This window comes from Bacillus sp. FSL M7-1020, assembly GCF_038050415.1.
GTDB classification, from domain to species: Bacteria; Bacillota; Bacilli; order Bacillales; family Bacillaceae_G; genus Bacillus_A; species Bacillus_A toyonensis.
Genome location: NZ_JBBOTW010000001.1, coordinates 4617914 through 4643898 on the forward strand (window position 1 = coordinate 4617914; position 25985 = coordinate 4643898).

27 protein-coding genes, 1 other RNA gene, 1 riboswitch and 1 other annotated feature (1 of these 30 cut by a window edge) are annotated in these 25985 nt (G+C 34.3%); of the genes, 7 read left to right on the forward strand and 21 right to left on the reverse strand.

Annotation, left to right across the window (positions count from 1 at the left end; genetic code table 11):
• Positions 1-104: a binding site (T-box leader), on the reverse strand; it reaches 113 nt to the left of the window's first position.
• A 105-nt stretch (positions 105-209) separates the two neighbouring features.
• From murB to MHB70_RS23895, 4 genes are all read right to left on the reverse strand, one after another.
• On the reverse strand, positions 210-1127 hold the full coding sequence (gene murB, locus MHB70_RS23880) for a UDP-N-acetylmuramate dehydrogenase (RefSeq protein WP_001057110.1): 918 nt from the start codon (positions 1125-1127) through the stop codon (positions 210-212).
• 386 nt (positions 1128-1513) lie between these two features.
• Positions 1514-1909: an SET domain-containing protein gene (locus MHB70_RS23885; RefSeq protein ID WP_000573656.1), complete on the reverse strand. Its 396-nt coding sequence runs from the start codon at positions 1907-1909 to the stop codon at positions 1514-1516.
• Positions 1910-2104: 195 nt separating this feature from the next.
• The gene (locus MHB70_RS23890) at positions 2105-3607 is read right to left on the reverse strand and encodes a DUF4077 domain-containing protein (RefSeq protein ID WP_000455098.1); all 1503 of its coding nucleotides are present in this window, start codon (positions 3605-3607) and stop codon (positions 2105-2107) included.
• A gap of 31 nt (positions 3608-3638) precedes the next feature.
• Complete coding sequence (locus MHB70_RS23895) at positions 3639-4697, reverse strand: endonuclease/exonuclease/phosphatase family protein (protein ID WP_061530586.1); 1059 nt, start codon at positions 4695-4697, stop codon at positions 3639-3641.
• A gap of 218 nt (positions 4698-4915) precedes the next feature.
• Positions 4916-4975: riboswitch (Fluoride riboswitch) on the forward strand.
• 54 nt (positions 4976-5029) lie between these two features.
• Between MHB70_RS23895 and crcB (MHB70_RS23900) the strand changes: the two genes are divergently transcribed.
• Both crcB (MHB70_RS23900) and crcB (MHB70_RS23905) read left to right on the forward strand, forming a co-directional pair.
• Positions 5030-5434 (forward strand): fluoride efflux transporter CrcB, encoded by a 405-nt coding sequence (gene crcB / locus MHB70_RS23900; protein ID WP_016107221.1) that lies wholly within the window; start codon positions 5030-5032, stop codon positions 5432-5434.
• Positions 5431-5787 (forward strand): fluoride efflux transporter CrcB, encoded by a 357-nt coding sequence (gene crcB / locus MHB70_RS23905; RefSeq protein WP_000969609.1) that lies wholly within the window; start codon positions 5431-5433, stop codon positions 5785-5787. Before crcB (MHB70_RS23900) ends, crcB (MHB70_RS23905) begins: the two co-directional genes overlap by 4 nt.
• A 28-nt stretch (positions 5788-5815) precedes the next feature.
• Here the strand turns inward: crcB (MHB70_RS23905) and MHB70_RS23910 are convergent, their stop codons facing one another.
• The 7 genes from MHB70_RS23910 to MHB70_RS23940 all read right to left on the reverse strand — a co-directional run bounded on the left by MHB70_RS23910 (position 5816) and on the right by MHB70_RS23940 (position 11796).
• Positions 5816-6055, reverse strand: a complete 240-nt coding sequence (locus MHB70_RS23910) for a DUF3947 family protein (RefSeq protein WP_000980960.1) — start codon at positions 6053-6055, stop codon at positions 5816-5818.
• A gap of 100 nt (positions 6056-6155) precedes the next feature.
• Complete coding sequence (locus MHB70_RS23915; RefSeq protein WP_000792613.1) at positions 6156-6368, reverse strand: DUF3955 domain-containing protein; 213 nt, start codon at positions 6366-6368, stop codon at positions 6156-6158.
• A 177-nt stretch (positions 6369-6545) separates the two neighbouring features.
• A complete protein-coding gene (locus MHB70_RS23920) occupies positions 6546-7739 on the reverse strand; it encodes an MFS transporter (protein ID WP_053446240.1) in 1194 nt (397 codons plus the stop codon).
• A gap of 5 nt (positions 7740-7744) precedes the next feature.
• A complete protein-coding gene (locus tag MHB70_RS23925; RefSeq protein WP_061530587.1) occupies positions 7745-9292 on the reverse strand; it encodes an ABC-F family ATP-binding cassette domain-containing protein in 1548 nt (515 codons plus the stop codon).
• Positions 9293-9728: 436 nt separating this feature from the next.
• A complete protein-coding gene (gene speG, locus MHB70_RS23930) occupies positions 9729-10244 on the reverse strand; it encodes a spermidine N1-acetyltransferase (RefSeq protein WP_000076822.1) in 516 nt (171 codons plus the stop codon).
• A 141-nt stretch (positions 10245-10385) separates the two neighbouring features.
• Entirely contained in the window at positions 10386-10790 is a 405-nt protein-coding gene (psiE, locus tag MHB70_RS23935) for a phosphate-starvation-inducible protein PsiE (RefSeq protein ID WP_000834705.1), read from the reverse strand.
• 49 nt (positions 10791-10839) lie between these two features.
• Positions 10840-11796 (reverse strand): nuclease-related domain-containing protein, encoded by a 957-nt coding sequence (locus MHB70_RS23940; protein WP_002104392.1) that lies wholly within the window; start codon positions 11794-11796, stop codon positions 10840-10842.
• Positions 11797-12312: 516 nt separating this feature from the next.
• Between MHB70_RS23940 and MHB70_RS23945 the strand changes: the two genes are divergently transcribed.
• Positions 12313-12870, forward strand: coding sequence for a cysteine hydrolase family protein (locus tag MHB70_RS23945; protein WP_001001101.1), 558 nt, complete (start codon positions 12313-12315; stop codon positions 12868-12870).
• A gap of 40 nt (positions 12871-12910) precedes the next feature.
• Here the strand turns inward: MHB70_RS23945 and MHB70_RS23950 are convergent, their stop codons facing one another.
• Complete coding sequence (locus MHB70_RS23950; protein ID WP_033657330.1) at positions 12911-13345, reverse strand: Lrp/AsnC family transcriptional regulator; 435 nt, start codon at positions 13343-13345, stop codon at positions 12911-12913.
• A 451-nt stretch (positions 13346-13796) separates the two neighbouring features.
• Here MHB70_RS23950 and MHB70_RS23955 point away from each other — a divergent pair, with 451 nt between their 5' ends.
• Positions 13797-14762, forward strand: a complete 966-nt coding sequence (locus MHB70_RS23955; RefSeq protein ID WP_061530588.1) for a DUF4822 domain-containing protein — start codon at positions 13797-13799, stop codon at positions 14760-14762.
• A 340-nt stretch (positions 14763-15102) separates the two neighbouring features.
• Here the strand turns inward: MHB70_RS23955 and MHB70_RS23960 are convergent, their stop codons facing one another.
• The gene (locus MHB70_RS23960) at positions 15103-15534 is read right to left on the reverse strand and encodes an Lrp/AsnC family transcriptional regulator (RefSeq protein ID WP_002039967.1); all 432 of its coding nucleotides are present in this window, start codon (positions 15532-15534) and stop codon (positions 15103-15105) included.
• A gap of 166 nt (positions 15535-15700) precedes the next feature.
• Between MHB70_RS23960 and MHB70_RS23965 the strand changes: the two genes are divergently transcribed.
• The 3 genes from MHB70_RS23965 to MHB70_RS23975 all read left to right on the forward strand — a co-directional run bounded on the left by MHB70_RS23965 (position 15701) and on the right by MHB70_RS23975 (position 18171).
• Entirely contained in the window at positions 15701-16282 is a 582-nt protein-coding gene (locus MHB70_RS23965; RefSeq protein ID WP_000926486.1) for a beta-class carbonic anhydrase, read from the forward strand.
• Positions 16283-16313: 31 nt separating this feature from the next.
• Positions 16314-16763 (forward strand): cyanase, encoded by a 450-nt coding sequence (gene cynS / locus MHB70_RS23970; RefSeq protein ID WP_001081568.1) that lies wholly within the window; start codon positions 16314-16316, stop codon positions 16761-16763.
• Between the two features lie 127 nt (positions 16764-16890).
• Complete coding sequence (locus MHB70_RS23975) at positions 16891-18171, forward strand: purine/pyrimidine permease (RefSeq protein ID WP_001037032.1); 1281 nt, start codon at positions 16891-16893, stop codon at positions 18169-18171.
• Between the two features lie 167 nt (positions 18172-18338).
• Here MHB70_RS23975 and MHB70_RS23980 read toward each other — a convergent pair whose 3' ends face one another.
• The 8 genes from MHB70_RS23980 to smpB form a co-directional block, all read right to left on the reverse strand.
• On the reverse strand, positions 18339-18704 hold the full coding sequence (locus MHB70_RS23980; RefSeq protein WP_000871137.1) for a YxeA family protein: 366 nt from the start codon (positions 18702-18704) through the stop codon (positions 18339-18341).
• 769 nt (positions 18705-19473) lie between these two features.
• The gene (locus MHB70_RS23985; protein ID WP_000590045.1) at positions 19474-20226 is read right to left on the reverse strand and encodes an iron ABC transporter ATP-binding protein; all 753 of its coding nucleotides are present in this window, start codon (positions 20224-20226) and stop codon (positions 19474-19476) included.
• On the reverse strand, positions 20223-21287 hold the full coding sequence (locus MHB70_RS23990) for an iron chelate uptake ABC transporter family permease subunit (protein ID WP_000631247.1): 1065 nt from the start codon (positions 21285-21287) through the stop codon (positions 20223-20225). Before MHB70_RS23990 ends, MHB70_RS23985 begins: the two co-directional genes overlap by 4 nt.
• On the reverse strand, positions 21284-22300 hold the full coding sequence (locus tag MHB70_RS23995) for an ABC transporter permease (protein WP_000041828.1): 1017 nt from the start codon (positions 22298-22300) through the stop codon (positions 21284-21286). Before MHB70_RS23995 ends, MHB70_RS23990 begins: the two co-directional genes overlap by 4 nt.
• 19 nt (positions 22301-22319) lie before the next feature.
• A complete protein-coding gene (locus MHB70_RS24000) occupies positions 22320-23336 on the reverse strand; it encodes a siderophore ABC transporter substrate-binding protein (protein WP_000749444.1) in 1017 nt (338 codons plus the stop codon).
• Between the two features lie 385 nt (positions 23337-23721).
• Positions 23722-24399, reverse strand: a complete 678-nt coding sequence (locus MHB70_RS24005; protein ID WP_000815822.1) for a response regulator transcription factor — start codon at positions 24397-24399, stop codon at positions 23722-23724.
• A gap of 440 nt (positions 24400-24839) precedes the next feature.
• Positions 24840-25194, reverse strand: a transfer-messenger RNA (tmRNA) gene (ssrA, locus tag MHB70_RS24010).
• Between the two features lie 126 nt (positions 25195-25320).
• Positions 25321-25788: an SsrA-binding protein gene (smpB, locus tag MHB70_RS24015; protein WP_001123917.1), complete on the reverse strand. Its 468-nt coding sequence runs from the start codon at positions 25786-25788 to the stop codon at positions 25321-25323.
• Positions 25789-25985 lie beyond the last annotated feature (197 nt).

A 25985-nucleotide genomic window follows, 5' to 3' on the forward strand; every position in this document is an offset into this window, starting at 1 on the left:
CTCCAGAGTGTAATTCACAAGTTTGTTTGTGCTAGGTTCCAGCAACCCCTAGCTCTCTTTGATAACAGTGACAAACTGCTACTGGGCTCTTTCAACGTATGTTATTTGTTAAATTATTAGCCATTATATTGAATTGAAAACAAATTGTCAACAATACCCAAATGTTATTTTAAAATAATTCATACTTTTATACGCTTTTAATTCAAAAATTATTGTAGATCTTCTCCAATAATCCTTACTTCTCTCTCTAACTTCACACCGAATTTTTCTTCAACTGTCTTTTGTACGAAGTGAATTAAATCGATGTAGTCTTGTGCTGTTCCATTATCAACATTCACCATAAATCCAGCATGTTTTAATGAAACTTCTACTCCGCCAATTCGCTTTCCTTGTAGTCCTGATTCTTGAATCAACTTACCAGCAAAGTTATTTGGTGGGCGCTTAAATACACTACCGCATGACGGATATTCTAAAGGTTGTTTTGATTCACGCTTATACGTTAAATCATCCATTTTTTCTTTAATCTCTTCATGTACACCTTCTTCAAGTTCAAATCTCGCTTCAAGAATAATGTAATGATTGTTCGCAAATACACTCTTACGATATCCAAATTCAAATGCTTCTTTCGTTAAAGTGCGTAACTCTCCATCACCTGTCATTACGACAGCTTCTGTTAATACAAACGATACTTCACCACCGTAGGCACCAGCATTCATATATAATGCTCCGCCAACTGAACCTGGAATGCCACAAGCAAACTCAAGCCCTGTTAAATTGTGGTCTAATGCAATACGTGATACATCAATAATTGCTGCACCGCACTGTGCTACAATCGTTGTTCCTGTTACAGTAACACCTGTAATATGAATTAAACTGACCGTAATTCCGCGAATCCCACCATCTTTAATAATGACATTTGATCCATTTCCTAAAAACGTAACTGGAATATTATATTGGTTAGCATACTTAATAACTTCTTGAATTTCATCATAATTCGTAGGCGCAACGAACACATCTGCTTTTCCGCCAACTTTAATATGCGTATGATTCTTTAACATTTCATCTTGTGTAACATGACCTTCAGGCAATACCGTACTTAAATATTTATAAACCTCTTGCATATTCATTTTACGATTCCTCTATTTCTATATTCTTTTTATCCCGCTATACGGGCCCATAATATCCCCACATACATGAAATGAAACTAAAGTGGTGGATACAGTGTACCCAAAATCAATTCGAGACACCTATAAACCTCTTAAATTATAAGAGGTGCCACTCATATTAAAATATATATTGCATAATAAAGCAACCCAAATGGACTACTAAACTTGACATGTCATCAGAAAGACAACAATTTGTAAAATATATAACTTTTATAAAACACTATCCTTCAGTATCTTACTATACCACACGAAAATAAAGTGGTATTTTTTTGTAATCTTTACTTTATTTTCTTCAATATAAAAAAAGAGCACATCCCACAGAATGCGCTCTTTCTATACTCTTTATATTACTTTTCGTTCTCTTCTTTTTCCTTATCAAACCATAATAGTTCATCGTCATCAACTTCACCATTATAATTGATTAAAATCTCTTCTCCAGCTTTTATATCCTTATAAGCAAAGAAGTTAAACGTATGGTTCTCGAAGACGATATCATACGTTGCATTCGGCTTATATGAATGATTAAATAACATGCCGTATCCTAAAAGGAATGCCGTATGATTTACCCCATACTCAAATGCGTAGTCAGCAAGTAACGTTTTCTCAATATGTTCATGCTGTTCATTCGGATAAGAGATAACTGGTGCTGAATGTATCAACTCACCCTTTTTAATATCACGAGTTGCAAATACACCTCTATTAAATTCTCCATCACTAAGTTCAGAAGTCTTAACTTCGATCATATGCGTCACCTATATAATTCTTTCTTTGAAGTATTTTATCTCGCTATCCGCGAGATTTAACTAATAATCAGTAGCTATTAGTTAAATTTTATCTCCTTAAGCTTGGCAGAAAACTCATAGAAAAGCAATTAAATTCCTATCAAGTATTCGTTCAACTGAAAAAGAGCACATCATTTGTGCTCTTTTTCAGCGATATTATTTTTCTAAAATATCTTCTAGCAACTTCACTTGCTCACTAACAGTATGTAGCGTCTTCACCGACGTATCATTTCGATTCTTCTCTTCTTCAATACTTGCTAACACTTCTTCCGTAGCTGCAGAAGTTTGCTGAATTACGTTAGAAGCATGTGTCACATCTTTAACGATATTCGTCGTTTTAACTTGGAAATTTTCTTGATGACCAACAATCTCTCTCATTACATCATTAATCGTATCAATAAACTTCCCTAAATCCGTTACATTCGTTAAAACACTTGCTAACATTTCGTTACACTCTTCTTGTACTCTTTCTGACTTCTCTACCTGCACTTCTACTTTACTTGCTTGATTACTAAACTCCTTCAAAATTCCTTGAATTCTCCCCGCAGAACGATTCGATTCTTCAGCAAGCTTTAACACTTCATTCGCTACAATAGCAAAACCTTTTCCATGTTCTCCTGCCCTTGCAGCTTCAATATTTGCATTTAAAGCTAGCAAACTCGTTTGACTTGAAATATTCGTTATTACATCTACAATTTCATTAATTTGTTTCGATTGTTTCATCAATTCTCTAAATATCGTTCCTGATTGTGAAACAACATCATTTAAACTTCTCATGTTAGCTTCAAAATTTCTTAAAGTGTTTACACTACCCTTTGAGATTTCCAAACTTTTATCAACACGCATCGAAGCATTTCTTACTTGAGAGATGATTTGGTCAATATTTCCCTCCATATCATTCAATACTTCTACTGAACGTGACATCATCTCTGATTGTGATTGAGTACCAACTGCCACTTCTTCAAAAGCAAAATTAATTTCACTCATCGACTCCATCGAAGTGTTCATATTCTGTCTTAAATGATTGAAATTACTATCTAACTTCACAACAGTTTCCTCAATAAGCCTTTGCGTTTCTTCTAACTCCTGAGCTTTCTTCATCACTGCTTGCTTCTCATCACTTAAACGAGCCAAAAGATTAGAACCAATCTTTGTGACACCCCACATTGCGATCGTTACAATCGCTAACAAGCTTGCAAAATTTGCAGCTTCAGATGATGCTGTATAAGCAAAAAATTGATTTGGCCAATAACTACAAAGTATAAATGTAACAACAACTGCTACCCCACCAAGAATTAAAATAAGACGTTCACTCAAATAAATAAGTGAAACTGCTAATGTAAAATAGACCATTTGAAATACAGCTGGGCTTTCATTAAATGCTTGTACCATAATGAAAGACATAATAAGTAGCATACATGTCATGATGTATTTATACATTGCTTCCATACTTTCTATAAAAGTAAGTAGCGTTCCAAATACTACGATAGAAATACCACACATCCAAAATGCTACTGCTCTCTCTGTAAAAATATATCCGTAATACCCAATTGCGAGTACCCCGAGGAAGAAACTGCAAATCGTGATAAACAGCAATAAATGATTTTTCTGTGATTCTTTCTCAAGGTTAGAAAAACAAGTTCTCTTTAACCACTCCATATATGAAGCCCCACCTTCTCATACGTATCGATTACTTCAGCTTGAATACCGCACTCACTGGGTTATGATCGCTATTTTCAAACTTCAAATCTTTCCCTTGTACATTTACAATTTCAACATTCGGTGAAACGATAAAGCCATCAATAATCGTGACAAAGTTTTCACCTTCCACGTATTTCTTTACATCATCTCTCACAGTCATAACAGACGGATCTACAGCCCACTTAAAGCCACCATCGGTAAAGTCCTTCGGTAACTCTACTAACCACTCAGGACGCTCCTTCACGAACTTCGGATCACTTAACTGAACGTTAGAAATTAATTGATTCCAGTCCCCGCCCATTATTACGTAATCACCATTTTTATAATGTTTGTTCATATATTCTTTTAAATACTCCACTTGTTGCTTTCTAATTTTTCCGCCTTCATCATAAGCAGACAAATGTAAATTTACGAGTCTAACAAATTTTCCATTATTAACAGGAATTTTATGTTCAACAATCGCTCGGTCTAAATCAAATAAACGCTTTGGCCACGGCTCCATTCCTGGTAATTGGAACCTCTTCGCTGTTTGAACTGTATATTTAGAAAACGTACTTAGTCCAGCATCAGCATATCCCATTGGACTTGTGATTGGCACCGGAACCCATTTTGTATCATAGTTCTTTCCGAACGAAGAAGCATAATCAGGCAGTCCTTTTTTCAAAAATTCATGCCCATTTATATCAAATGATCTCATTGATTTTATATCTACTTCTTGTAATAGCGTAAAATCACTATTCTCATTTTGTAAAAACGAAAGCATATTCTTTAAATTCGTTTCCGTTTGTTCTTTACTACTTGAACCAGACCCTTTTCCCCCATCCATAAAGAAGTCTTGATCCTTATCTAGTCCAGCATATCCAATATTAAACGTTGTAACTTTAAATTCATTTCCCTGCGCAATTACGCGCTCCTTATTGTTTTCCACCTTCAAGCTTATAACATCAGCTGGCTGTTCTTTTGTAAGTGTCATATACGCTAAAAACCCACCTACAACTCCCACACCTACTAAAATACATATAAGTACTATTTTTAATAACTTTTTCAAACAAACGACTCCTTTTCTAAAACATACGATTTTACTTTTCTTTATTTTCAGTCAAATAAAAAATGACAGATATACGAAACATTTTATCACACTGAAAACCTTATATCACTATATTTAGTTTATAAGTAATGATTCCCTATCTTAAACGATTAGAGAACTACAAAATACACCAACTTCTTCACTGGAAATCAAACGCAATCTTTAGTACACTATATGTAATAATTATAGGCGATGGAGTTCGCCATAACCGCTGCTTAGCTAATGACTCCTACCAGTATAACTACTGGTAGGAGTCTATTTTTTTGAGCAAGCTATTTAAAGAGGTGAGGAATTTGATTTATATTATCGTCGGTATAGCTGGTATATTAGGAGCCCTTTCTCGTTATTATTTAGGTCTTACTATTCATGAATTTTGGCATCATTCATTTCCATTAGCTACATTACTCATTAACTTAATCGGCTGCTTCTTATTAGCATGGCTGACTACATATGTTGCACGGCTAAACATCTTACCTTCGGAGGTTATCACAGGCATCGGTACTGGATTCATCGGTTCTTTTACGACGTTTTCAACATTTAGTGTAGAAACCATGCAATTAATTAATCATTCTGAATGGAGCATGGCTTTCTTATATGTATCATGTAGCATACTTGGCGGTCTCATTATGTCTGGACTTGGCTATACACTAGGTGATTTCTTAATTAAGAAATCAGTTACGGAAGGTGATCACTTATGATGGAAGCTTTATTAGTGGCAACTGGAGGTTTTTTCGGTGCGATTACACGATTTGCAATTAGCAATTGGTTTAAAAAAAGAAATAAAACATCCTTTCCAATTGCTACATTCCTTATTAATATAACAGGAGCATTTTTACTCGGATATATAATTGGCAACGGAGTCACTACAGGCTGGCAATTATTATTAGGAACTGGATTTATGGGCGCATTCACAACGTTTTCGACGTTTAAATTAGAATCCATTCAGCTTCTCAATCGCAAAAAAATTTACACATCCCTTTTATATGTAAGTACTACTTACATAATCGGTATCCTCTTCGCATTCCTTGGAATGAAGCTCGGTGGAATATAAAAAAGCGACTCTATTGAGTCGCTTTCTTTCATAAGAAGTAAGTCCCGCCATATGGAATGGAAAGTAAACCCGCTGGATACACATCATAATGCACACTTTGCATTGGAAATTGTGAGTATTGCATATACTGTCCTTGCATCATTTGTGCAAAATATGCTTGTTGCTGCATTTGAATCACTTGATTCACAGCATGAATTGTCCCCTGTGCCCCGGCTAGGGTTATAGCCGCACCTACTTGTCTACCATTATAAAAATAATGATTCATCATTATTCAGCTCACTTATTATTTTTCTTCCATATGGTATGTTTCTATTTCATAGTGAGTATTTTGTCCGGATTGGGGAATCCATCACTAATTAAGCTTCACTTTATCTATTACTTTTTCTCAGCTTTGAAGTAATACATCCAAATAGTAATACACCAATACCACTAAAGAACAATACATAACTTACCGGTACTAGGAAAAAGAAAGGTTCTTCAAGAAATCCATCCGCTCCAACTTTACTGTTTGAAGCATGTATAGTTAAAGAAATAATCGCTAAGATCATGAAAGAAATAGCTACTACGTATTTATTTTTCATTTTACATTCTCCTCTATTCATATAATTCTTCTTAATTAACATCATATTATCCAAAACAAAATCATTAGTCAATAATATTTTATCGTTTTACAATAAATTATTATTGAATAGAATGGAAATAAAAGGTTTATGAAGCATCTTAAATTGCCTCACAAACCTTTTATAGACAATAAATATTTACACTTCAAACTTCCTGCTTAATACAACATACATTGCGCAAAATAGTACGAATATCCCAGCATAAATTAACAAAACCTCTACACTAAACACATCAGCCAAAGGACCAAATATAATCATCCCTAAAGGTAAAGCACATGAATTTGCAATCTGTACGAGGCTAAACATTCTGCCATGCATAACTGGATCTACTTTCTCCTGCAATAACACAGTAACTGGCGTATTAAAACATGGCATTGTTATACCAATTAAAAAATTAAAGACTAAATACATAATAAATACCGGTGCAATTCCTAGTCCTACCATAAGCAGACCATATAACGCACAGGCCAACGCTGTTGTATGCATACGATTACGGAAACCACCCCATGCTGCAATCAGTACGCCACCAGCTGCTGCACCAGCACTAAAGGTCATCTCACTAGCAGTAAGTCTCCACATTTCCGCCCCGAAGGAACGAGTCACCATTAAAGGTGTTAAAAAGGCGGCTGGACTTATTAAAATCATAATAATGATTAATAAAACGAGTAGCCTTTTCATACATACATTTTCTTTTAAATAAGCAAACCCTTCTTTTATACCTTGTAGATTAGATTTTTGCTTAACCCCTACATTCGCATGTCCTTCCACTTGAATGATAAACATAATACTAATTCCGATTATAGCTGTAATAACATCAATAAAAAATGTCGTTTCAATGCTAGTAACAGAAAGAATTACGGCACTTACCGCCGGTGAAAGAAACATAATTAAAGATGTAATACTACTATTTATCCCATTTACTTTCATAAGATAATCTTTCGGAACAATTTGTGGAATTAACGCATTCACAGCCGGCGTTTGTACACCTGTACCAGCTGAGCGAATGAGTAATACTATAAACAGCATCCAAATACTTTTATATCCTGTTAAAAATAAAATTGCCAAAATTAACGTAGCAATCGCTATAATTCCATCCGATAACATAATCATCTTTTTACGGTCATAACGATCAATCCACACACCAGCAAATAAAGATATCGCAATTTGTGGTAGAAAACCGCAAACAGTTGAAATGGTCAACATCGCCCCTGATGATGTTGTAAGGGTGATATACCATATAATCGCGTATTGCACGAGAGATGAACCGAACAACGAAATAGTTTGAGCGGTTAAAAATAATATAATGTTCATTCTCCAATTATTTTCATTCATATATTTCACACCCCCTTAACTAATCCCGTCTCTATATTGAAAATACTATCCGCCCAATCAAGATAAAAACTCGCTTCATGAGATACGAGTATAATGCTGCCCTTAAACTGTATTAGCGCCTTTTGCAAAGCTTCCTTCGCTTCTGCATCTAAATGATTTGTCGGCTCATCTAAAATTAAGAAGTTACAAGGTGATAGTAATAATCCACACAGTTTCACCTTCGATTGTTCACCACCACTTAACGTACGAATTTCTTGCGAGACATGAGTATCTTTCACACCACACGCAGCTAAATGATGACGTATTTCCTTCATATTCAATGTAGGAAACTGTTCCGAAATAATTTGAAGCGGAGTTAAAGAATCATTGCTCCAATTTAAATCTTGCTCATAATATCCAATCTTTATTTGCTCTGAGAAGTGAAATTCTCCAGCAATACTAGCAATAGTGCCAACAATTGTTTTTAATAAAGTAGATTTCCCTACTCCATTGAATCCTATAATAACAAGTTTTTTCCCACCCATTACTGAAAAATTCAATTTTGGTAAGAGAGCAAAGTCATAACCAACTTCGAGATTATTTACCTCAAGAACTGTTTGAACTGAAATAGGAAGTTCCCGAAAATGAATAGACGGTTTATGGGTAAAACTTGGTGGCACAATTCTTTCCATACGTTGCAACTGCTTTCTACGTCCTTGTGCTATTTTTGAATTCACTCCAGCAATATTTCTACGAATATACTCTTCCGTTTTTTCAATTTTCTTCTGTTGTGCATGGTATTGGCGAATATAATCTTTTCGCAAATGCTCCTTTTGTCTTACAAAATCTGAGTATTTTCCGTAATACTTCTTAACTGTTCCAAACTCTACATCACATATGCAAGAAGTCACCTTTTCCAGAAAATCAAAATCATGTGACACTACAATAAACGCCCCTTCAAAATTCATTAAATAATTAGCAAGCCACTCCACATGCTCCTTATCAAGAAAATTCGTCGGTTCATCTAGTAATAAAATAGTCGGCTCTTCTAATAAAAGCTTCGCTAAAATTACCTTTGCACGTTGTCCTCCGCTTAATTCACCAATAATACGATCCATCCCGATAGCATCAATACCTAAACCAGCTGCCACCTTATTCGTTATACTGTCTACCGAATAAAAATCACGAGCCTCAAGCTGTTCTTGAATCTCTGCCGCTTTTAATAGTTGATTCTCATCTCCAGTCCTAGCACTTTCTTCATATAACTTGTTCATTCTATCTTCCATTTCATACAAATCATAAAAAGCTTTCTTTACATATTGTGAAATGGTATAGCCCCCATCAATTTCTGCGTATTGATCCAGATGTCCAATTTGAATATTAGGTTGCCACTTTATATCTCCTTTATCAGGAATGATTTCTCCAATCAATATTTTCATTAACGTGCTTTTTCCTGCACCATTCTGTCCAACAATTCCCATATGTTCTCCTTTATGCAAACTAAAAGAAGCATTTTCATATAAGGCTTTATCTATAAAACTATGTGATAAACTTTCAACTTTAAGTAAACTCATTCGTATTCCTCTTTTCCTGAAATTTAAAAAAACAGAGAGATAGCGTCATTCGACACTAGCCCTCTGCTTCGTGGTTTTTCCTATACTACTCCAATTTATAGTAAAAGCTCATTGGAATAATATACACAAAGGGCCATAGACAAAGCATTGTCTATGGCCCTTAATCTATTTTATACATCGACTTACAAACCGTAACCAAATAAGCATAGATAAACTATACTTTTTTAGAAAAGTTATTCAGCCGATGAATATAGGGAATTTATGCCCCTTGATTAGGCTCCGTACAACGCTTCACCGTATACATTTGTGCGGAGCAAAGTTTTCTAATGAGTTTTACAAATTTTATATAAAGCATGTTCTACACCTTCCTTAATACTTAAAAGGGATTTTAGCATACGGTTTTGCGAAGCGTCAACATTACTTCCAAATCATTCAACTACTTACTTTCAAAATATTGCTTCTGAAACATACACATTCTTATCGCATTATGATAGTTACCATCAACGAAAAACTCGTCGAGAAGCTCACCTTCTACCATAAATCCAACCTTTTTATAAACATGCACAGCCTTTTCGTTTTCTTTATCGACAACTAAATATATCTTATGCATATTTAAGACAGCAAAGGCATAACCCATCGCTAAACGCGTCGCTTCTGCTGCGTAACCATGCCCCTGATAATTTGGATCAATAATAATTTGGAATTCTGTTCTTCGGTGAATATAATCAATCTCCACTAACTCAACCAATCCAACCATTTCATTATCTTTCTCAACGATAAATCGGCGTTCACTTTGATCGTGTATATGTTTATCATACAAGTCCTGCAATTCTACAAAGGCCTCATAAGGTTCTTCAAACCAATACGACATAATATGCGCGTTATTATTCAGTTCGTGTACAAACTTTAAATCTTCTCGTTCTAATGGACGTAACTTCAATTCCTGACTCATTTCTATAACCTCCAAGTAAAAGAAACCTCTTCACTTAATTTCTCAATTTTTTTCAATTTCAAACGCCCTAATTTCATTGTAAACTTTCAAGTAACTTGAAGGTCAAGGTGAAAAAAGTAGTGCAAACTTATGTCTGCACTACTACTCTTTTCTCAAATCTCTCATATTCGATATGTATAAAGCAATGACTAAAACAAGAATGGATCCCGCATATAATAACGTCTCCATCGGTTCCTCATGAGATACAATAATTAACCGAATTAATGCCGTAATTCCGATATAAATAAAATAACGTAACGGGAAATGATAGTTCGATTTAAAATACTTAATAATTAATGCAATAAACTCGAAGTATAAGAAATATACGATGATACTTTCAACCAATTTATACGATGTATATTTCTTTGTTGAAAAGATGTATTGAATAAATGTGATTGTCTCATTAATTAAAAAGATAGATAAGACAATGGATAATATAATTAGCGCTATATTTAATATCCATTGCAAAACACTAGCTATAAGATGATCGATATTAAATGACTTCATTTTCTCTTTAAACTCCCCTTCGTATACGTACGTATTTATTATAGCAAAATTACGATTGGAAAGAAGTTAAATCATATATTCGTCCTTTGTTGTTGCCAGTGTAGGGAAGATTTAGTGTGTGGAGAATTCTGTTTACAACCATACCCGACGAAACATGGAGAAACTCTTTCAAATTACCGTTTGTACATGTCGTACTAATGAGCAATGCATAATCTCGTATAGCATCCTCATGTGCCACTTTTGAAAAATCTTTACAACTTGTACAACACCAACCCTTCTTCACTTTAACCATTGGAATAACTAAGCATTTCTCACATTGTACTCCCTTTAACAACTCCTCTTTTTCTATTTTATATTGCTCAAGTATATTTTGTTGAAGTGGAGAATGCTCCGTTATTATTTGATGAATGAGCCTATCTACATTATCTATAACTTTTCTTTTATATTTACTTTCAAACCACTTTATTTTATGAGGTAAATTTGCACTATGAATAATTGTATGAAGAAGATTGTCATCTGAAGATTTTATAATGGTACGAGGCGAGCTAATAACAACAAGGGACTCAATTGGAAGACTAGAAGAAAATCCATGTAAGCTTAACCATCTCTTTATTTGTATTTCTTGCCTTTTTATTTGTAAAACCGGATCTGGAAATCCCTCTGAATTTCCTTCTGTTATTCGGATAAGTTGATTAAACTTTGTATCAAATATTAATGTACCTGCTATATTTTTTATCTCAAGAAAAAGAAGAAACTTTGTGGAAAGGATAATAGTATCAATTTGAAAGTATTTATCATAATTAGATAAACGAATATCATGTAAAATACTATACTCTTTCTCAGAAATAAAACTAAGTGGATAATCAATCGATTGCTCCCCTTTATATCCCGCCATGTGTTTTGCCAAGTTTTCTCCAATTAAATTTCGTTTCGGATGATGTACAGGTAACCTTCTAAGAAGTGCTTCTAACTGCCTTATATAAATCGGCATTTTTCTTTCTTTCACAATCACCTCAAACACCCCTTTACAAATATATCAACGATTTTTTCAATATATCTATCATAACTCACAATATATCAACGATTTTTCCAATATATCTATCATAACTCACAATATATCAACGATTTTTCCAATATATCTATCACAACTCACAATATATCAACGATTTTTCCAATATATCGATTGGTCGACAATATCCGACACTACCTCACTCCAATCACTCACAGCATATCCTAGAAAAACACCTTCAGCAAAAACTTAAAATCGCATTTCCGCATAAAAAAACATAACCTGCTCCTCCAGCAAAGTTATGGTTTTTACCTTATAATGCCACTCTACCTATAACTTTACCGTGAATTCCACAAAATCCATTTGTACTTATACCAACTTTCACTTTTTTCACACTGAAACTATATACCTCAAAATCGTTTCATAATGTTATTACTTCAGCATAGCTACAATTTATATAATAACGGTACAGTACAAATAACGTGCTGAATCACTAAGTATGGGGGAATAACGATGAACGAAGCATTACTATTAGTCGACATACAAAATGATTACTTTAAAGGCGGCAATATGGAATTACATCTACCTGAAAAAGCCATCCAAAAAGCGAAAGAAGTATTGAGAGTGTTTCGTGAAAAACATAAAACAATTATTCATGTACAACATATTGCGAACAATGAAGGAGCTACCTTCTTCCTCCCCGAGACAGTAGGTGCTCAAATTCATGATGATGTACAACCGATCGCTAATGAAAGAGTCATACAAAAACACCACCCTAACAGTTTTTTAAGAACAAATTTATTACAAACATTAAAAGAAGAGAAAATAGACCAACTAGTCATTTGCGGTATGATGACTCATGTATGTATTGATGCAACAGTACGGGCTGCCAGTGATTTAGGATTTCAATGTATTGTAATTGAAGATGCTTGTACAACAAAAGATTTAGAATTCCAAGGAAATCTAATCCCAGCAGTACACGCTCATCAATCGTTCATGAGCGCATTAGAGTTTGGTGATATTTACGCAAAAGTCATGTCAGCAAGCTGTTTTATAAATAAAAACAAATAAAGAATTACAGTTCCATATGAAAAAAGAAAGGATAAATATCTTATTCTTTCTTTTTTTCCATTGTCTTAATGACAGTATTTATACGATAATCACCATAATGTAAAACATCTGCAAGCGTCTCTTCTAATTGCTGATGCGAAGATGTGTGAAGAATCATGATATAACACCCATCGCCACTTATACGATACATTTCAGTGATTACGTCTGTTTTTTCGAAAAAACTTTGAATTTGATTATGATAATGTGGTGCATGCAAAAATAGCGTAACAAACGTCATAATGGATCCTTCCAGCTTAGCTCTGTCGATATCTATCGTATATTTTTGAATGACACCTGCCTCTTCTAATTTGTTAATTCGTTTTCCAACGGCTTGGCCAGTCAAATGTACTATCTCTCCAATTTCCCTCCAGTTCATTCTAGCGTTTTCTTGTAGTAACTGTATAATTTTAAAATCTGTTGAATCAAACATGGACATCCCCTTCCTATATGAAGCGACTTCTATAAAATCTTCATTTCCCATACAGTTCAGCTCAAAAATTTTGCACTACAATCGATTAACTCTATTAGGAATTACATTATTGTTAACGGCTTTCCTTCTTCTTTACAATGTATTTTTTTGATTACTCGTAGGCATCAGAAACAACTTTGGTAAATATTCGAAAGATCCCTGCTGCAAGCTAGCGATTGCTTTTTTATAAATATGAAAATTTTTTAGGAATTAGTTTATCTTTTTTTAATGTTTTATTTAGAGGGAGTTTATACTCTGAGATTAACATAATAAACGTAGCAACTAAGTTCATTGATTCAACCTAAATCTTTTCATATAACAAAGATTCAGAAGGATGAACTACTACTATAATCACAAACCGCACTACTTAAAACCATGTGAATAACATGAAAATCATACAATGAGGAGACGATAAAAAATGAACAAAAAAACGAAAGCACTATCATCAATACTGCTCGGATTCACATTAGCATTAACAGGGTGTGCTGGTACTAAAGCCGAAGAAAATCATGGTAAACAAAAACAAGAACAAGCTGCTAAAGAGACGAAAAAGGAACACAAGTTAACGAAAGGCCAAAAAATGGCTAACATTCTTAGCGATACTAATTGGCAAGGTACAAGAGTATATGACAAAGATAAGAATGACTTAACAAAAGAGAATGCAAACTTCATTGGCCTTGCAAAATATGATGCGAAGTCCGGCAGATATGAATTCTTTGATGCTAAGACAGGTGCAAGTCGTGGCGATAAAGGAACTTTCTTTGTCACAAATGATGGGAAGAAGAGAATATTAATTTCAGAATCAATGAAGTATCAAGCTGTTGTTGACATGACAAAACTAAATAAAAATGTATTTACTTATAAACGAATGGGGAAAGACGCTAACGGTAAAGATGTAGAAGTTTTCGTTGAACATGTTCCATATAAAGAAAAAGAACTTTCTTTCACTGATCCGGACAAGCAACTGAACACTACTACAGGCGATATTGTTAAAAATGGTGATGGAGATAAAATTTTAGGCGGCACCCTTTGGCATGGAACAAAGGTATTAGATGAAGCTGGTAATGATGTAACACAGTTTAATTCTAATTTTATAAGTCTAGCAAAATTTGATGACAAGTCTAATAAATACGAGTTCTTCAATAGCGAAACAGGTCAAAGCCGCGGTGACTATGGTTACTTCGATGTTGTACACGAAAATAAAATAAGAGCTCATGTATCAATTGGAAATAATAAATATGGTGCGGCTCTTGAACTTACTGAACTGAACAATAAGAAATTTACGTATAAAAGAACTGGTAAAGACCAATCTGGTAAAGACATAACTATATTCGTTGAACATGAACCTTATAAAGGTAATGTTAAACCACAATTTAGTTTTTAATTAGTTTGATTAAAAATCCTGTACTGAACTACAGGATTTTTCTTATGAGTCTACTTTTTATATTCGAAACATGAATTAGCTGTAAAATGAAATAGGATCATGCCCTCAAATAAGTAATAATAGAACCCCCTGTTGCATACAGCGCAGGGGTTTTGATGTTAAAAAATTCCCCTTCACTAGTCAAAGGCAAATAATGAAAAAAGAAAAATCAGATGTAAAATAATCAATAATTATTAAAAACAAATAAAAGGAGTATCTCTTATTTAATAAGAGATACTCCTTTTATTTTTGGAAACATGTCTTAGCCACAAGCAAAAGGAACCATAAACTTACATAAAGTTTATTTTAACTTCCCTATTGATAGGTTAACACGGTAATTCCCATACTTTAATAGTCGTCCTAGAAAGTTATCCAATTCTTCATTGGAAGCAAAATGTGTTTTTAATAAATAACATCCGTCACCACTTATACGATGTACTTCAGAAATCCCTTCTTCTCCTTGAAAGAAATTCATAAACTCTTGATGGTTAGCTGTTGTTACGAACAAAGTAACAAACGCAGTCACTACTTGTCCTAATTTGATTCGGTTTATTGCGATTGTGTATTGCTCAATAATCCCTAAATCCTCTAACCTTCGAATTCGATTTCCTACCGCCTGTCCCGTCATATGTATTTTTTGACCAAGTTCTTTCCATTGTATTCTTGAGTTTTCTCCTAATAATTTCAGTATCTCAAAATCTGTTTGATCAATGATATAAACCAATCCTTTCACCGTGAAAGTAGAAAGCCAGAAAGTGTTTCGCCAGCTTATTCTGCTTATCGATACAATTCACTATACTTAGTTTATCCTCTTACATCACATTGTTTATCAGTTATATTCACTTATAACATAGAGGACGCAACAAAAAATACATCTAGATTTAAAGGAGGTTACAAATATGTTATTACAAGAAATCCTATCGTTCAATGAACAATTTGTAGAAAATAAGGAATACGCTCCTTTTGAAGCGACAAAAATGCCTAAAAAACGTATGGTTGTTGTTTCTTGCATGGATGCTCGTTTAATTGAGCTACTTCCAAAAGCTTTAGATATACACGATGGTGATGCAAAAGTTATCAGAAATGCAGGTGGTAAAATTGCTTCTCCTTTCGATAGCGTTATGCAAAGTGTTATAGCATCAGTATATGATCTAAATGCAGATGAAATCTTTCTTATCGGACACCATAAATGTGGTGCAAGCCAAACTAATCCAAAAGGAACACTTCAAAAAATATTAGATCGTGGAGTAGCTTCATCCGAAATTTTATCAGCAATTGAATATGCTGGTGTTGATCTTGAAAATTGGTTATTTGGATTCGATGATGTCTGCGACTCAACTCAAGCTAATGTTGATTTAGTAAGAAATCATCCACTTATTCCAAAAGATGTTCCTGTACATGGTTTAGTCATTGATCCCCACACAGGTAAATTAGATTTAGTAGTTGATGGATATAAAACATTAAATGGTATGAAAAATTAATTATTACTCAAATGAAGGGAAGTTATTAAGTATGAATAGACAAGAAGCTACACAAAAAATTATGGAAGCAAAAATTGCAAAAGGTTTAACATGGGAAGAAATTTCAAAAGTAAGCGAAAACTCCGAGACTTGGGTTGTAACAGCATTATTAGGACAAGCTACAATGACACGTCCGGAAGCAGAAAAAATCGGTAAACTATTAGAATTAGATGAGGAAGTGGTTCAGGCATTAACAGTAGTTCCACTTAGAGGTCAAGTAATGCAAATGCCTCCTACTGACCCAATCTTATATCGATTATATGAAATGATGTTACAATACGCACCAACTCTTAGAGAATTAATCTTAGAAAAAGCTGGCGAAGGTGTAATGAGTGCAATTAACTTCAATCTAGGTGTGAATACACAAGAAGATCCAAAAGGTGGCGATCCTCGTATCGTTATTACACTTAACGGTAAATTCTTACCATTCCGTACATGGTAATTAATTTTAAATCTATATATATAATTAAAATAATTTTATAGATTTACAAAATCCATCCTTTTTAATCTAACTGTATAGAAAGGATGGATTTTTACTATGAGATTCTTTTTCGACAAAGGAGAATAATATGAACAAAAAATACTTTAATACGAGCTTTAGTATTCTACAGTGGTTTGTGTTTCTATTAGCAAATGCAATTGCATTGCCTATCATTATTGGTGGCATATTTCATTTATCAATAGAAGATATCTCAACATTAATGCAGCGAACTTTTTTAGTCGTGGGAGTAAGTTCATTTATACAAGCATGGTTTGGGCATCGCTATCCCATAGCAGATGGTCCAGCAGGTTCATGGGTAAGTATATTTGTCATACTGGGACAAGTATCTATGCATCAGGGACAAAGTGCAAAAGACGTGTTGCAAATTTTAGAAGGCGGGTTAATTATTGCAGGTATATTACTCTTCGTACTTGGTATAACAGGGCTTGTACATCGAATCTTACGTTTATTTACCCCTTTAGTTACAGGAACTTTTCTTTTAATCTTAGCACTTCAGCTTAGTGGTGTGTTACTAAAAGGAATGATGGGATTACAAGGATCTGTAACTCACCCTGATTATACAACAACTACTATTGCACTCTTTGTTTTTACCATGATTACCTTCTTATCAATTAAAGGGAAAGGCTGGATGAAAAGTTACGCTGTGTTACTTGCCATTTCATTTGGTTGGCTTTTGTATGCTTTATTAGAAAAATCGTCTCATATGCCTTCACACACACCGTTAGTTAAGTTACCACAGATATTTGCTTGGGGCATGCCTAGATTCGATATTGGAATGACTCTAACTGCAATTTTATTTACATTTCTTTTAGTTGCAAATACGATTGCTGCTATTTCGGCTGTAAAACAAGTGGCTCCATTATCTAAAGAAAATGAAAAGCAAACACTGAACCGTGGTATATGGGTCGGAGGTATATCACATATTATCTCGTCGTTGTTTTCTACAATTGGAATTGTACCATTACCTGCATCAGCTGGATTTATTCAACTAACAGGACAAAGAAAAGTGAAGTCATTCCTTATAGCAAGTCTCATATTAGCAGGAATTTCTTTTATCCCCTCAATTGTAAGCTTTATATCCTTACTTCCAGGCCCTATTGCTAATGCTGCACTTTTAGCAACATTTGTCCAAGTAATAGGCATTTCATTTCAATCGATTTTACGTGAAGAATTAAATCAACGCCGATTAACTATATTAGGAATTACATTATTAATCAGTTTAGGAATAATGTTCCTTCCAGAAGGTGCATTTAGCGGTATTCCTTCTTCCTTACAATATGTTTTAAGTAACGGATTACTCGTAGGCACTATGATCAGTATTCTGCTAGAACAGTTTTGGAAAGAGTAAAGGGTTTATACAATGCAATAATACTCCTTGCTCAGTCCTAACAAAAAGGGATCACACCAGACGGTTGATCCCTTTTGTTTTATAATAATCTCTCTTATTTTCCTACAATATCTTTTGCTTATAAAGCTTTATGTTAACACAGCTATTGGTTAGCTTGTCCTGACATATTATGAATTTCCGTTCAATTTATCTAAGATACTCTTATCTATTTTTGTTTGATCCACTTTAGCTATTTTAGAAACAATCCCACGGCGATCTTCCCAATCAATCAAATAATATTGATTTTTTTCCAATTTATTTTGCACGGAAATTTTCAGTTTTCTTTCTTCCCCTTTTTTATCGTACACCTTCTCATCGTAAACATGATACGTAAGAATTTCTCCATTACTCAATTTTTCGTTTTCTACTGTAGAATCAGTCATTACCTTTACATAATATTCTTTAGTTGAATAGTACCCATTACCTGATTTCAGATAGTAGAAAGCACCTCCTATTATAGCTAATAACACAAAAATCCTAATGATCCATTTCATATGATAATACCTAACCTTTCTATCCTACTTGTAAAATTTATATTCATTCACATATAAATCTTCCTTACTTTAAGTATGCTTTATCTAAAAAGAGGGTACAATCCAGTTTCCTTACACCCACATTACACTTTTGTAATCCTATCATTTTGGATTAAAACATTTTTATCATTTTACAAAGCAAGCATAATTTTTTCGCAAACAAAAGAACCATACCCCTGCCAACCTGGAAAAGTTATGGTTCTTATCATATAAAATTGTAATTTGAATATTATTGCCGTAAACGCCAATCTCACAGGATTATTTGCATAAGGTGTTCAGCAATTTTGTCTCCACTTATCTTTTTATTTTTTTCTTTTCTACCAGGGCTGCCGCCCACATTTTAACGAAAATATACGCTAAGGATTATCTTGCAGCGTAACAAGCTACTTCTCCCTTACATGTAGACACACTATACCGAATCCTAACTACATCACAACTTCTTATATGAGAACGGACGAGACCTACTTTGTCTAACACAATTGTGTTAGCTTATGAGTGGATAACCAAACCAGAATATAATGATTCCCTTACATTCACCGTCCGAGTGTTCAACACGTCGCAGGACTGGGAGTAATGACATATCTGTGGAGCTATTACCAACAGCCAGAAAAATTAAGAGTTATCACGATGGGCAATCGCATAAAAAAAGCTGCTGCCCATAAAATACAGACAGCAACTTCAACTAGAGTAGCTAGCATAATTTACGCAAGCTACAGTATACATTTTGTAACTAATAAACAGCGATTGGCCCATAAGGACCCTTGATAATTTCTATTTTTGTTTCAAAAATATCTGTCAAAAGTGTTGGATCCATTACCTCTTCTACTGTTCCAAAAGCAGCAATTTGACCATCTTTCATAGCACAAATTTTGTCAGAGTACTTAGCCGCAAAATTTATATCATGCATAACTGTCAAAATTGTTCTTCCAAATTCATTAGCTGCACGTCTCAAATGCTCCATCATTTGAACAGAACGAGCAACATCAAGGTTGTTCAGAGGCTCGTCCAAAAGTACATATTCCGTCTCTTGGCACAATACCATCGCTACATATGCCCTTTGTCTTTGACCACCAGAAAGTTCATCTAAATATCTATTCTCTAAATTAGTTAAATCCAAAAAATCGATATATTTAGAAATAATAGATTCATCCTCTTTCGTTAATCTTCCTTTTGAATAAGGAAAGCGCCCAAATCCAACTAGTTGTCTAACAGTAAGCCTAGTTACAAAATGATTTTCTTGTCGCAATATAGTCAAAACTTTTGCTAAGTCTTTTGATTTGGATTCAGAAACATCCATATTTGCTACTTGAATGTGACCTTCATCCATATCTAAGAGTCTTCCAATCATCAAAAGTGTCGTGGACTTTCCAGCGCCATTTGGTCCAATTAAAGAAGTAAAGCCTGCTTTTGGTATTTCAATATCCAAAGGTCCTATTTTTACCTTATCACTATAGAACTTTTTAACGTTATCAATTTTTATCATAAAGCCCTCTTCCTTAAAACTATAGTTAAGAATATGATTCCACCAAATAATTCAATAATAACTGAAACTACACCTTGAGCATGGAATACATGATACATTAAAAAGTATGCACTCGTCATTATCAAAAATCCTATTGCAAAAGCCATTGGAAAAATATATCTATGATCATAAGTTGACGCCGCCTGATAACTCAAAGTTGCTACTAAAAAGCCATAGAAAGTAAGTGGCCCAATTAGAGCTGTTGAGATGGACATTAAAATAGCTACTAATACAAGCGTATAAATTACACTAGGTTGATATTTAACCCCGAAAGAAGTAGCAACATCCTTTCCTAGTGACAAAACATTCAAATTCTTAGAATGAGCAAAAATTAATACTGCTACAATTATGATCATAGGAATTACAATAGGAAAATATGCAGGATCTGCATGATTAACAGAACCAAATAATCTTGCTTGTAAAATATCAAATTCTGAAGGCGCAAGTAGTTTTCTCATAAAAGTTGACACAGAATTTAGCCCGGTACCAATAATAATTCCAACTAAAAGCATAAGTTGTAAATTCCCGTATTTACCGGAAAGTAACCATCCATAAAGTATCAAACTCATGAAGACCATAACAACAACTTGGAATAAAAATGATCCAATTCCATTAAAATTTATTAACGCACTAGCACCAAAGAAGAATACTGTACTCGTTTGAATTGCTGAATAAAGTGATTCGAAACCTAAAAGTGAAGGAGTAATAATTTTATTATTCGTAATAGATTGGAAAGCAACTGTCGACAAGCTATGGCAAACCGCAGCAATAATCATTGCAACAATAGCTACTATCCTTCTCTTAACAACTGGGATAAAAGATGGTGAATCTATCGGAACTGGATTGTTATACACTAAAAGTCCATATGAAGAAAGGAGACCTAAACCAATCAATGTTATCAGTAAAATCCAATAACGTCTTGCTTCCTTCTTAGAACGAAAAGCGCTAGCTGATCTACTTTCATTATGAAGGCTAGAATCGATTTCGACATTTTCTTTTTTTCTATATTCTAATGTGATCATCGTAGCCTCCTTGGTTTTCTTTGTCTCAATAAAATAGTAATAAACACGACTGCTCCCACTGTTGCAAGTATTAAAGAAACAGGTAATTCAAAAGGCTGTATAATTGTTCGAGAAATGATGTCACAGGCAGTTATTGATCCCATTCCGATCACACAAACCCAAGGTAAATTACTCCTAAGATCATCACCTCTAAACATTGAAACGATATTTGGCACAATTAATCCTAAGAAAGGTAAGTGTCCAATAACAGCTGCAACAATTCCAACTGCAACAGAGATAAGACCAGTCCCAAAAAGAACAATTCTATTGTAATTAACTCCAAGGCTTGTTGCGACATCTTCTCCTAGTCCAGCTAAAGTCAATCTATTAGCATACATAAAAATAAGAAAAGTAATGATAACAATCAGCCATAAATATTCATATCTTCCCACCTGAATGTTAGCAAATGAACCTACGAACCAAGTTTCAATACTTTGTGTCTTTTGAAAAAGGAGTCCCAAAAAAGTAGACACTGCAGAAATAACTGCTCCAAGCATCAATCCAATAATCGGGACAATTAAAGACGAACGAAGTTTAACTCTTCTTAAAAATAAAAAGAAAATCATAGTTCCTATAAAAGAAAAAATGATTGCACCAGTCATTCTTTGCACTAAAGTCGGGGCAGGGAATAATAAATATACAAAAAGCAGGCCTAAGCCTGACCATTCAATAGTCCCCGTTGTAGTAGGTTCAACAAAACGATTCTGTGTAATAAGTTGCATGACGAGCCCTGCCATCGCCATTGCAGCTCCAGTAAGCATTAATGCAACTGTTCTCGGAACACGAGTTATGAAAAACATCTCCATTCCGTCCTCTTGTCCACGTATATCATAAACTCCAGTAAACAGTGATATAATCCCTAAAATTATAACAACTATAATCGCTATTATAAAAGATTTTGTCCATAATTTATTGTGATTATAAAACTGGGGTTGAGAAATATTCTCAACCCTAGAAATTATATTTTTTGACACTGTTTCGTACTCCTTTACACTACTTAGCTAAAGTTTTTGCAAGATTTCCAAACAACTCTATATAAGTCTGAATTGATTCATTTGTGTAAGTATCTTCTGGTGCATAAACAACTTGTTTTTTAGAAACAGCAGTTGTGTTTTGAAGAGCTGGTGATTTAGAAATAACATCCTTAGCAGGTGTTGAAGTAGCTGCATCAGATGTTGCAGCATCACGATCTAATACGAAAAGCCAATCAGGATTTGTTTGTGCAATAGCTTCAACAGAAACGTCATCACCTTTATGACCTGCAGTAGAATTTGAAACTTCTAGTGCTGGAACCCAACCGAAAATTTCATACATTGGTCCCCAAACACGACCAGAATGTGGAGCAGCAAAACCAATATTCCCACCAGTAACGATAACACTCATAACTTTATCTTTCCCGTTATAAGCAGATTTTGCAGTTTCAATAGATTTATCAAAATCAGCCACTAATTTTTTAGCTTCTTTATCTTTATCAAAGATTTTCCCTAAAGTAATTGTAGAATCTTTAAGTCCTTTTACTAAGTTTTTCCCAGGCGTAGTAGATTTCTCAGAAACATCAAAATTAAGATCAATAACAGCTGCTTTTGGCACTAATTTTTTGATCTCTTCGTAATGATCAGCAAATCTTTGACCAACGATTACAAGGTCAGGGTTTGCAGCTGCAATAATTTCTAGATTTGGTTCACGGTGATTCCCAATATTTTGAACTTTTTCATCCTTTTTATATGCTGAATCAGCAGGCATGATATCCTTTGGAGCAGCCGCTAATTTAATTCCCCAATCAGATAAAGTTTCAAAAGTTCTGTTATCCAAAGCAACTACATTCTTTGGGTTTACAGGGACTTTAACAGTTCCATGAGCATCAGTGATTTCAACCGTTTTTGGCTTATCACTACCATTATCTTTATTATTAGCCTTCGAAGTTTCTTTACTTGAATCTGAGCAAGCTACTAACATTAAAGTGAAAACTGCTAGAATACTCACTAATTTTAAAAGCATAGATTTTTTCATATGTATACTCCTTATAGTGTGATTTATTTCGAAAATGATGACATCCATAGATTGAATTAGAAGGTAACTTTTATTCAATTGAATCGCTATTGATAATCATTTTCATTTGAACATCCTGTTAATTAGTATAGTCATTAATTCTGTGAAAATCTTGTGAATGGTGTGAATTCATAAAATCAGGCATAAAAAGTAATATGTGACGTCAGGCGTGTTGATTAACCATGATTTCCTCTACAAAACACGCTCATTAATAGCTAATATTTTCATAATCCATTTTTTTACGTCTTTTAATACTTCTAAGAAACTATTTGATTATCACATTTAATAAAAAAACGAGTAAAACGGAATGAAATAGTTTTACTCGTTTTTTATTATCTTATTTTTATCAGTCAATCATTGAATAGCCTCTGCCATGTATCGTTTGAATATATCTGTCTTTCTTCTCGCACTTTAACTTTTTTCTTACATACCCAATATATAAATCTACTACATTTGGATTTACTACTACGTTATATCCCCAAACTTGATTCAAAAGCATCTCACGGCTCAATATTGTGTTTTTGTTTTTAATTAAAAATACAAGTAAATCATACTCGCGCTTAGTAAGTGAGAGATTTTCGCCACCTTTTTTCACAATATTGCTAGATGCATCAACAAAGAGATCTTTAAACTGAAAAAAATTCATCTCATTTTGCTGGATATAGTCACTTCTCCTTAAAATTGCTTGAACCCTTGCTACTAATTCTTCTTTCACAAATGGTTTTCTTATATAATCATCTGCTCCTGCTTGTAGCCCTGCTATGCAATCCTTACTAGAAATATTGTCGGTCACAATAATGATCGGTGTCGTTTTAACAAGTCGTATTTGTCTGCAAATTTCTGGTCCCGATATACTTAATGAGTCCCAATCCAATATGATAATATCCCAATCTTGTTCATATATTATATTTAAACCTTGGTTTTCATTGTGAAGTTTTAAAATGAAATAGCCTTCTTGCGTTAGACCGCTTACAATTTTCTTTGCTGAAGACCGTTCATTTTTAATCACCAACACCTGCTTCACCGATGGTTCACCTCTACTTCAATATAACTTATTTAGATAAAAAATTATCCCCAAAAAACAATTTAAGATTTATAAATTTAAAACCCCTAATTAATCCACTAAAACAGTTTATTAGGAGAACTCTATATAATCTTACAATAGGTATGGATAAAAACACAAAACATATGAAGATTCAAATAAAGCGAAGTGTTAATTAAATAGAGATGTTCATCCCCCACTGCTTATGAGTCCTCACCAATCAGGCTTTTACTGGATAAAATTGTGATAGTTAAGGGATAACACACAAGATGCATTGATGATGTAATTGAAAGAACCAAGAAATTAGATACATTCTATTTTTAGAACCATAACTTTGCCACAAACAAAAAGAACCATAACCTCGCCAACCTGGCAAAATTATGGTTCATATCACAAAAATAAAAAAACCACCAAATATGTATTGGTGGAGACGGTGGGAGTCGAACCCACGTCCAAAAATATCGGCACTTAAGCTTCTACGAGTGTAGTCGATATATTAGCATTTCGCAAACTCTTCGGCCTATCGACAGGCTTCCAAGTTGCTAGTCTGATTGTTCTCTTCCTTCGCCCTCAGACGGCGAACTCCGGCGTAGTCCACTTAGTTTGAGTCCCTTATCCTACCACATGGACGATGGAGGGAGGAACCTTTAGTGCAATTAAGCAGCTAAAGAAAGATTGTTTTGTTTGCCAATTATAGGCTTTGACGTTTTAACGAGGCCGATCCCCTCGACTCGCAACCTAAGCTCGAACTATCCCTGTCGAATCCGTAACGTCCCCATGATAAAAATGGAGCATACGAAGAAAATATCGTGATAGCTACTAAGAGCTGTTTTTCAATGTGCAATAACCTTACATAAGTTATTATATCATACGCGCGCCGTTTTACAAATGTAAATATCTGTATTACATCTTTTGGCGATCACGGAACACGCGTGCAATTTCACGTTTCGCTTCTTTCTCTTTTAAATCATGACGTTTATCATATTGTTTCTTACCTTTTGCTAAACCAAGTGCCATCTTTGCAAATCCATTTTTCAAATAGATTCTAAGTGGAACTAATGCGTAACCTGTTTCTTTTGCAGCTCCCGCTAGTTTATCAATTTCTTTTTTATGAAGAAGTAATTTTCTCGTGCGAAGCGGATCATGGTTGAAACGATTCCCTTGCTCGTACGTATTAATATGCATATTATGAACCCATACTTCACCATTATGTATACGTGCAAACGCATCTTTCAAGTTCACGCGACCAGCGCGAATCGACTTAATTTCCGTTCCTTGAAGGACAAGCCCTGCTTCGTATGTTTCTTCGATGAAATAATCATGAAATGCTTTTTTATTTTGTGCAATAACCTTACCTGTACCTTTTGGCATATAACGTCCCTCCTCTATTTTTACTATTGTAACAAATGTAAACAAAAAGCGAAAGTGGCTCGTTCAGAATGTGAGGTGGATGGAGCTTCTGACCTTGAGGCGCCCTTTGCCTCTGGGGAAGAAGCGAAGTCGCCAAACATTCTAGCCACTGTAGCTGGATTACACAAAAAGCGAAAGTAGCTCGCTCAGAATCTTTG

Excerpts from the sequence above, each read along its gene's own strand:
- murB (WP_001057110.1), bottom strand. The coding sequence starts at position 1,127 with ATGAATATGCAAGAGGTTTATAAATATTTAAGTACGGTATTGCCTGAA.
- MHB70_RS23885 (WP_000573656.1), bottom strand. The coding sequence starts at position 1,909 with ATGATCGAAGTTAAGACTTCTGAACTTAGTGATGGAGAATTTAATAGA.
- MHB70_RS23890 (WP_000455098.1), bottom strand. The coding sequence starts at position 3,607 with ATGGAGTGGTTAAAGAGAACTTGTTTTTCTAACCTTGAGAAAGAATCA.
- crcB (WP_000969609.1), top strand. The coding sequence starts at position 5,431 with ATGATGGAAGCTTTATTAGTGGCAACTGGAGGTTTTTTCGGTGCGATT.
- MHB70_RS23910 (WP_000980960.1), bottom strand. The coding sequence starts at position 6,055 with ATGATGAATCATTATTTTTATAATGGTAGACAAGTAGGTGCGGCTATA.
- MHB70_RS23915 (WP_000792613.1), bottom strand. The coding sequence starts at position 6,368 with ATGAAAAATAAATACGTAGTAGCTATTTCTTTCATGATCTTAGCGATT.
- MHB70_RS23920 (WP_053446240.1), bottom strand. The coding sequence starts at position 7,739 with ATGAATGAAAATAATTGGAGAATGAACATTATATTATTTTTAACCGCT.
- MHB70_RS23925 (WP_061530587.1), bottom strand. The coding sequence starts at position 9,292 with ATGAGTTTACTTAAAGTTGAAAGTTTATCACATAGTTTTATAGATAAA.
- speG (WP_000076822.1), bottom strand. The coding sequence starts at position 10,244 with ATGAGTCAGGAATTGAAGTTACGTCCATTAGAACGAGAAGATTTAAAG.
- psiE (WP_000834705.1), bottom strand. The coding sequence starts at position 10,790 with ATGAAGTCATTTAATATCGATCATCTTATAGCTAGTGTTTTGCAATGG.
- MHB70_RS23945 (WP_001001101.1), top strand. The coding sequence starts at position 12,313 with ATGAACGAAGCATTACTATTAGTCGACATACAAAATGATTACTTTAAA.
- MHB70_RS23950 (WP_033657330.1), bottom strand. The coding sequence starts at position 13,345 with ATGTCCATGTTTGATTCAACAGATTTTAAAATTATACAGTTACTACAA.
- MHB70_RS23955 (WP_061530588.1), top strand. The coding sequence starts at position 13,797 with ATGAACAAAAAAACGAAAGCACTATCATCAATACTGCTCGGATTCACA.
- MHB70_RS23965 (WP_000926486.1), top strand. The coding sequence starts at position 15,701 with ATGTTATTACAAGAAATCCTATCGTTCAATGAACAATTTGTAGAAAAT.
- cynS (WP_001081568.1), top strand. The coding sequence starts at position 16,314 with ATGAATAGACAAGAAGCTACACAAAAAATTATGGAAGCAAAAATTGCA.
- MHB70_RS23975 (WP_001037032.1), top strand. The coding sequence starts at position 16,891 with ATGAACAAAAAATACTTTAATACGAGCTTTAGTATTCTACAGTGGTTT.
- MHB70_RS23980 (WP_000871137.1), bottom strand. The coding sequence starts at position 18,704 with ATGAAATGGATCATTAGGATTTTTGTGTTATTAGCTATAATAGGAGGT.
- MHB70_RS23985 (WP_000590045.1), bottom strand. The coding sequence starts at position 20,226 with ATGATAAAAATTGATAACGTTAAAAAGTTCTATAGTGATAAGGTAAAA.
- MHB70_RS23990 (WP_000631247.1), bottom strand. The coding sequence starts at position 21,287 with ATGATCACATTAGAATATAGAAAAAAAGAAAATGTCGAAATCGATTCT.
- MHB70_RS24000 (WP_000749444.1), bottom strand. The coding sequence starts at position 23,336 with ATGAAAAAATCTATGCTTTTAAAATTAGTGAGTATTCTAGCAGTTTTC.
- smpB (WP_001123917.1), bottom strand. The coding sequence starts at position 25,788 with ATGCCAAAAGGTACAGGTAAGGTTATTGCACAAAATAAAAAAGCATTT.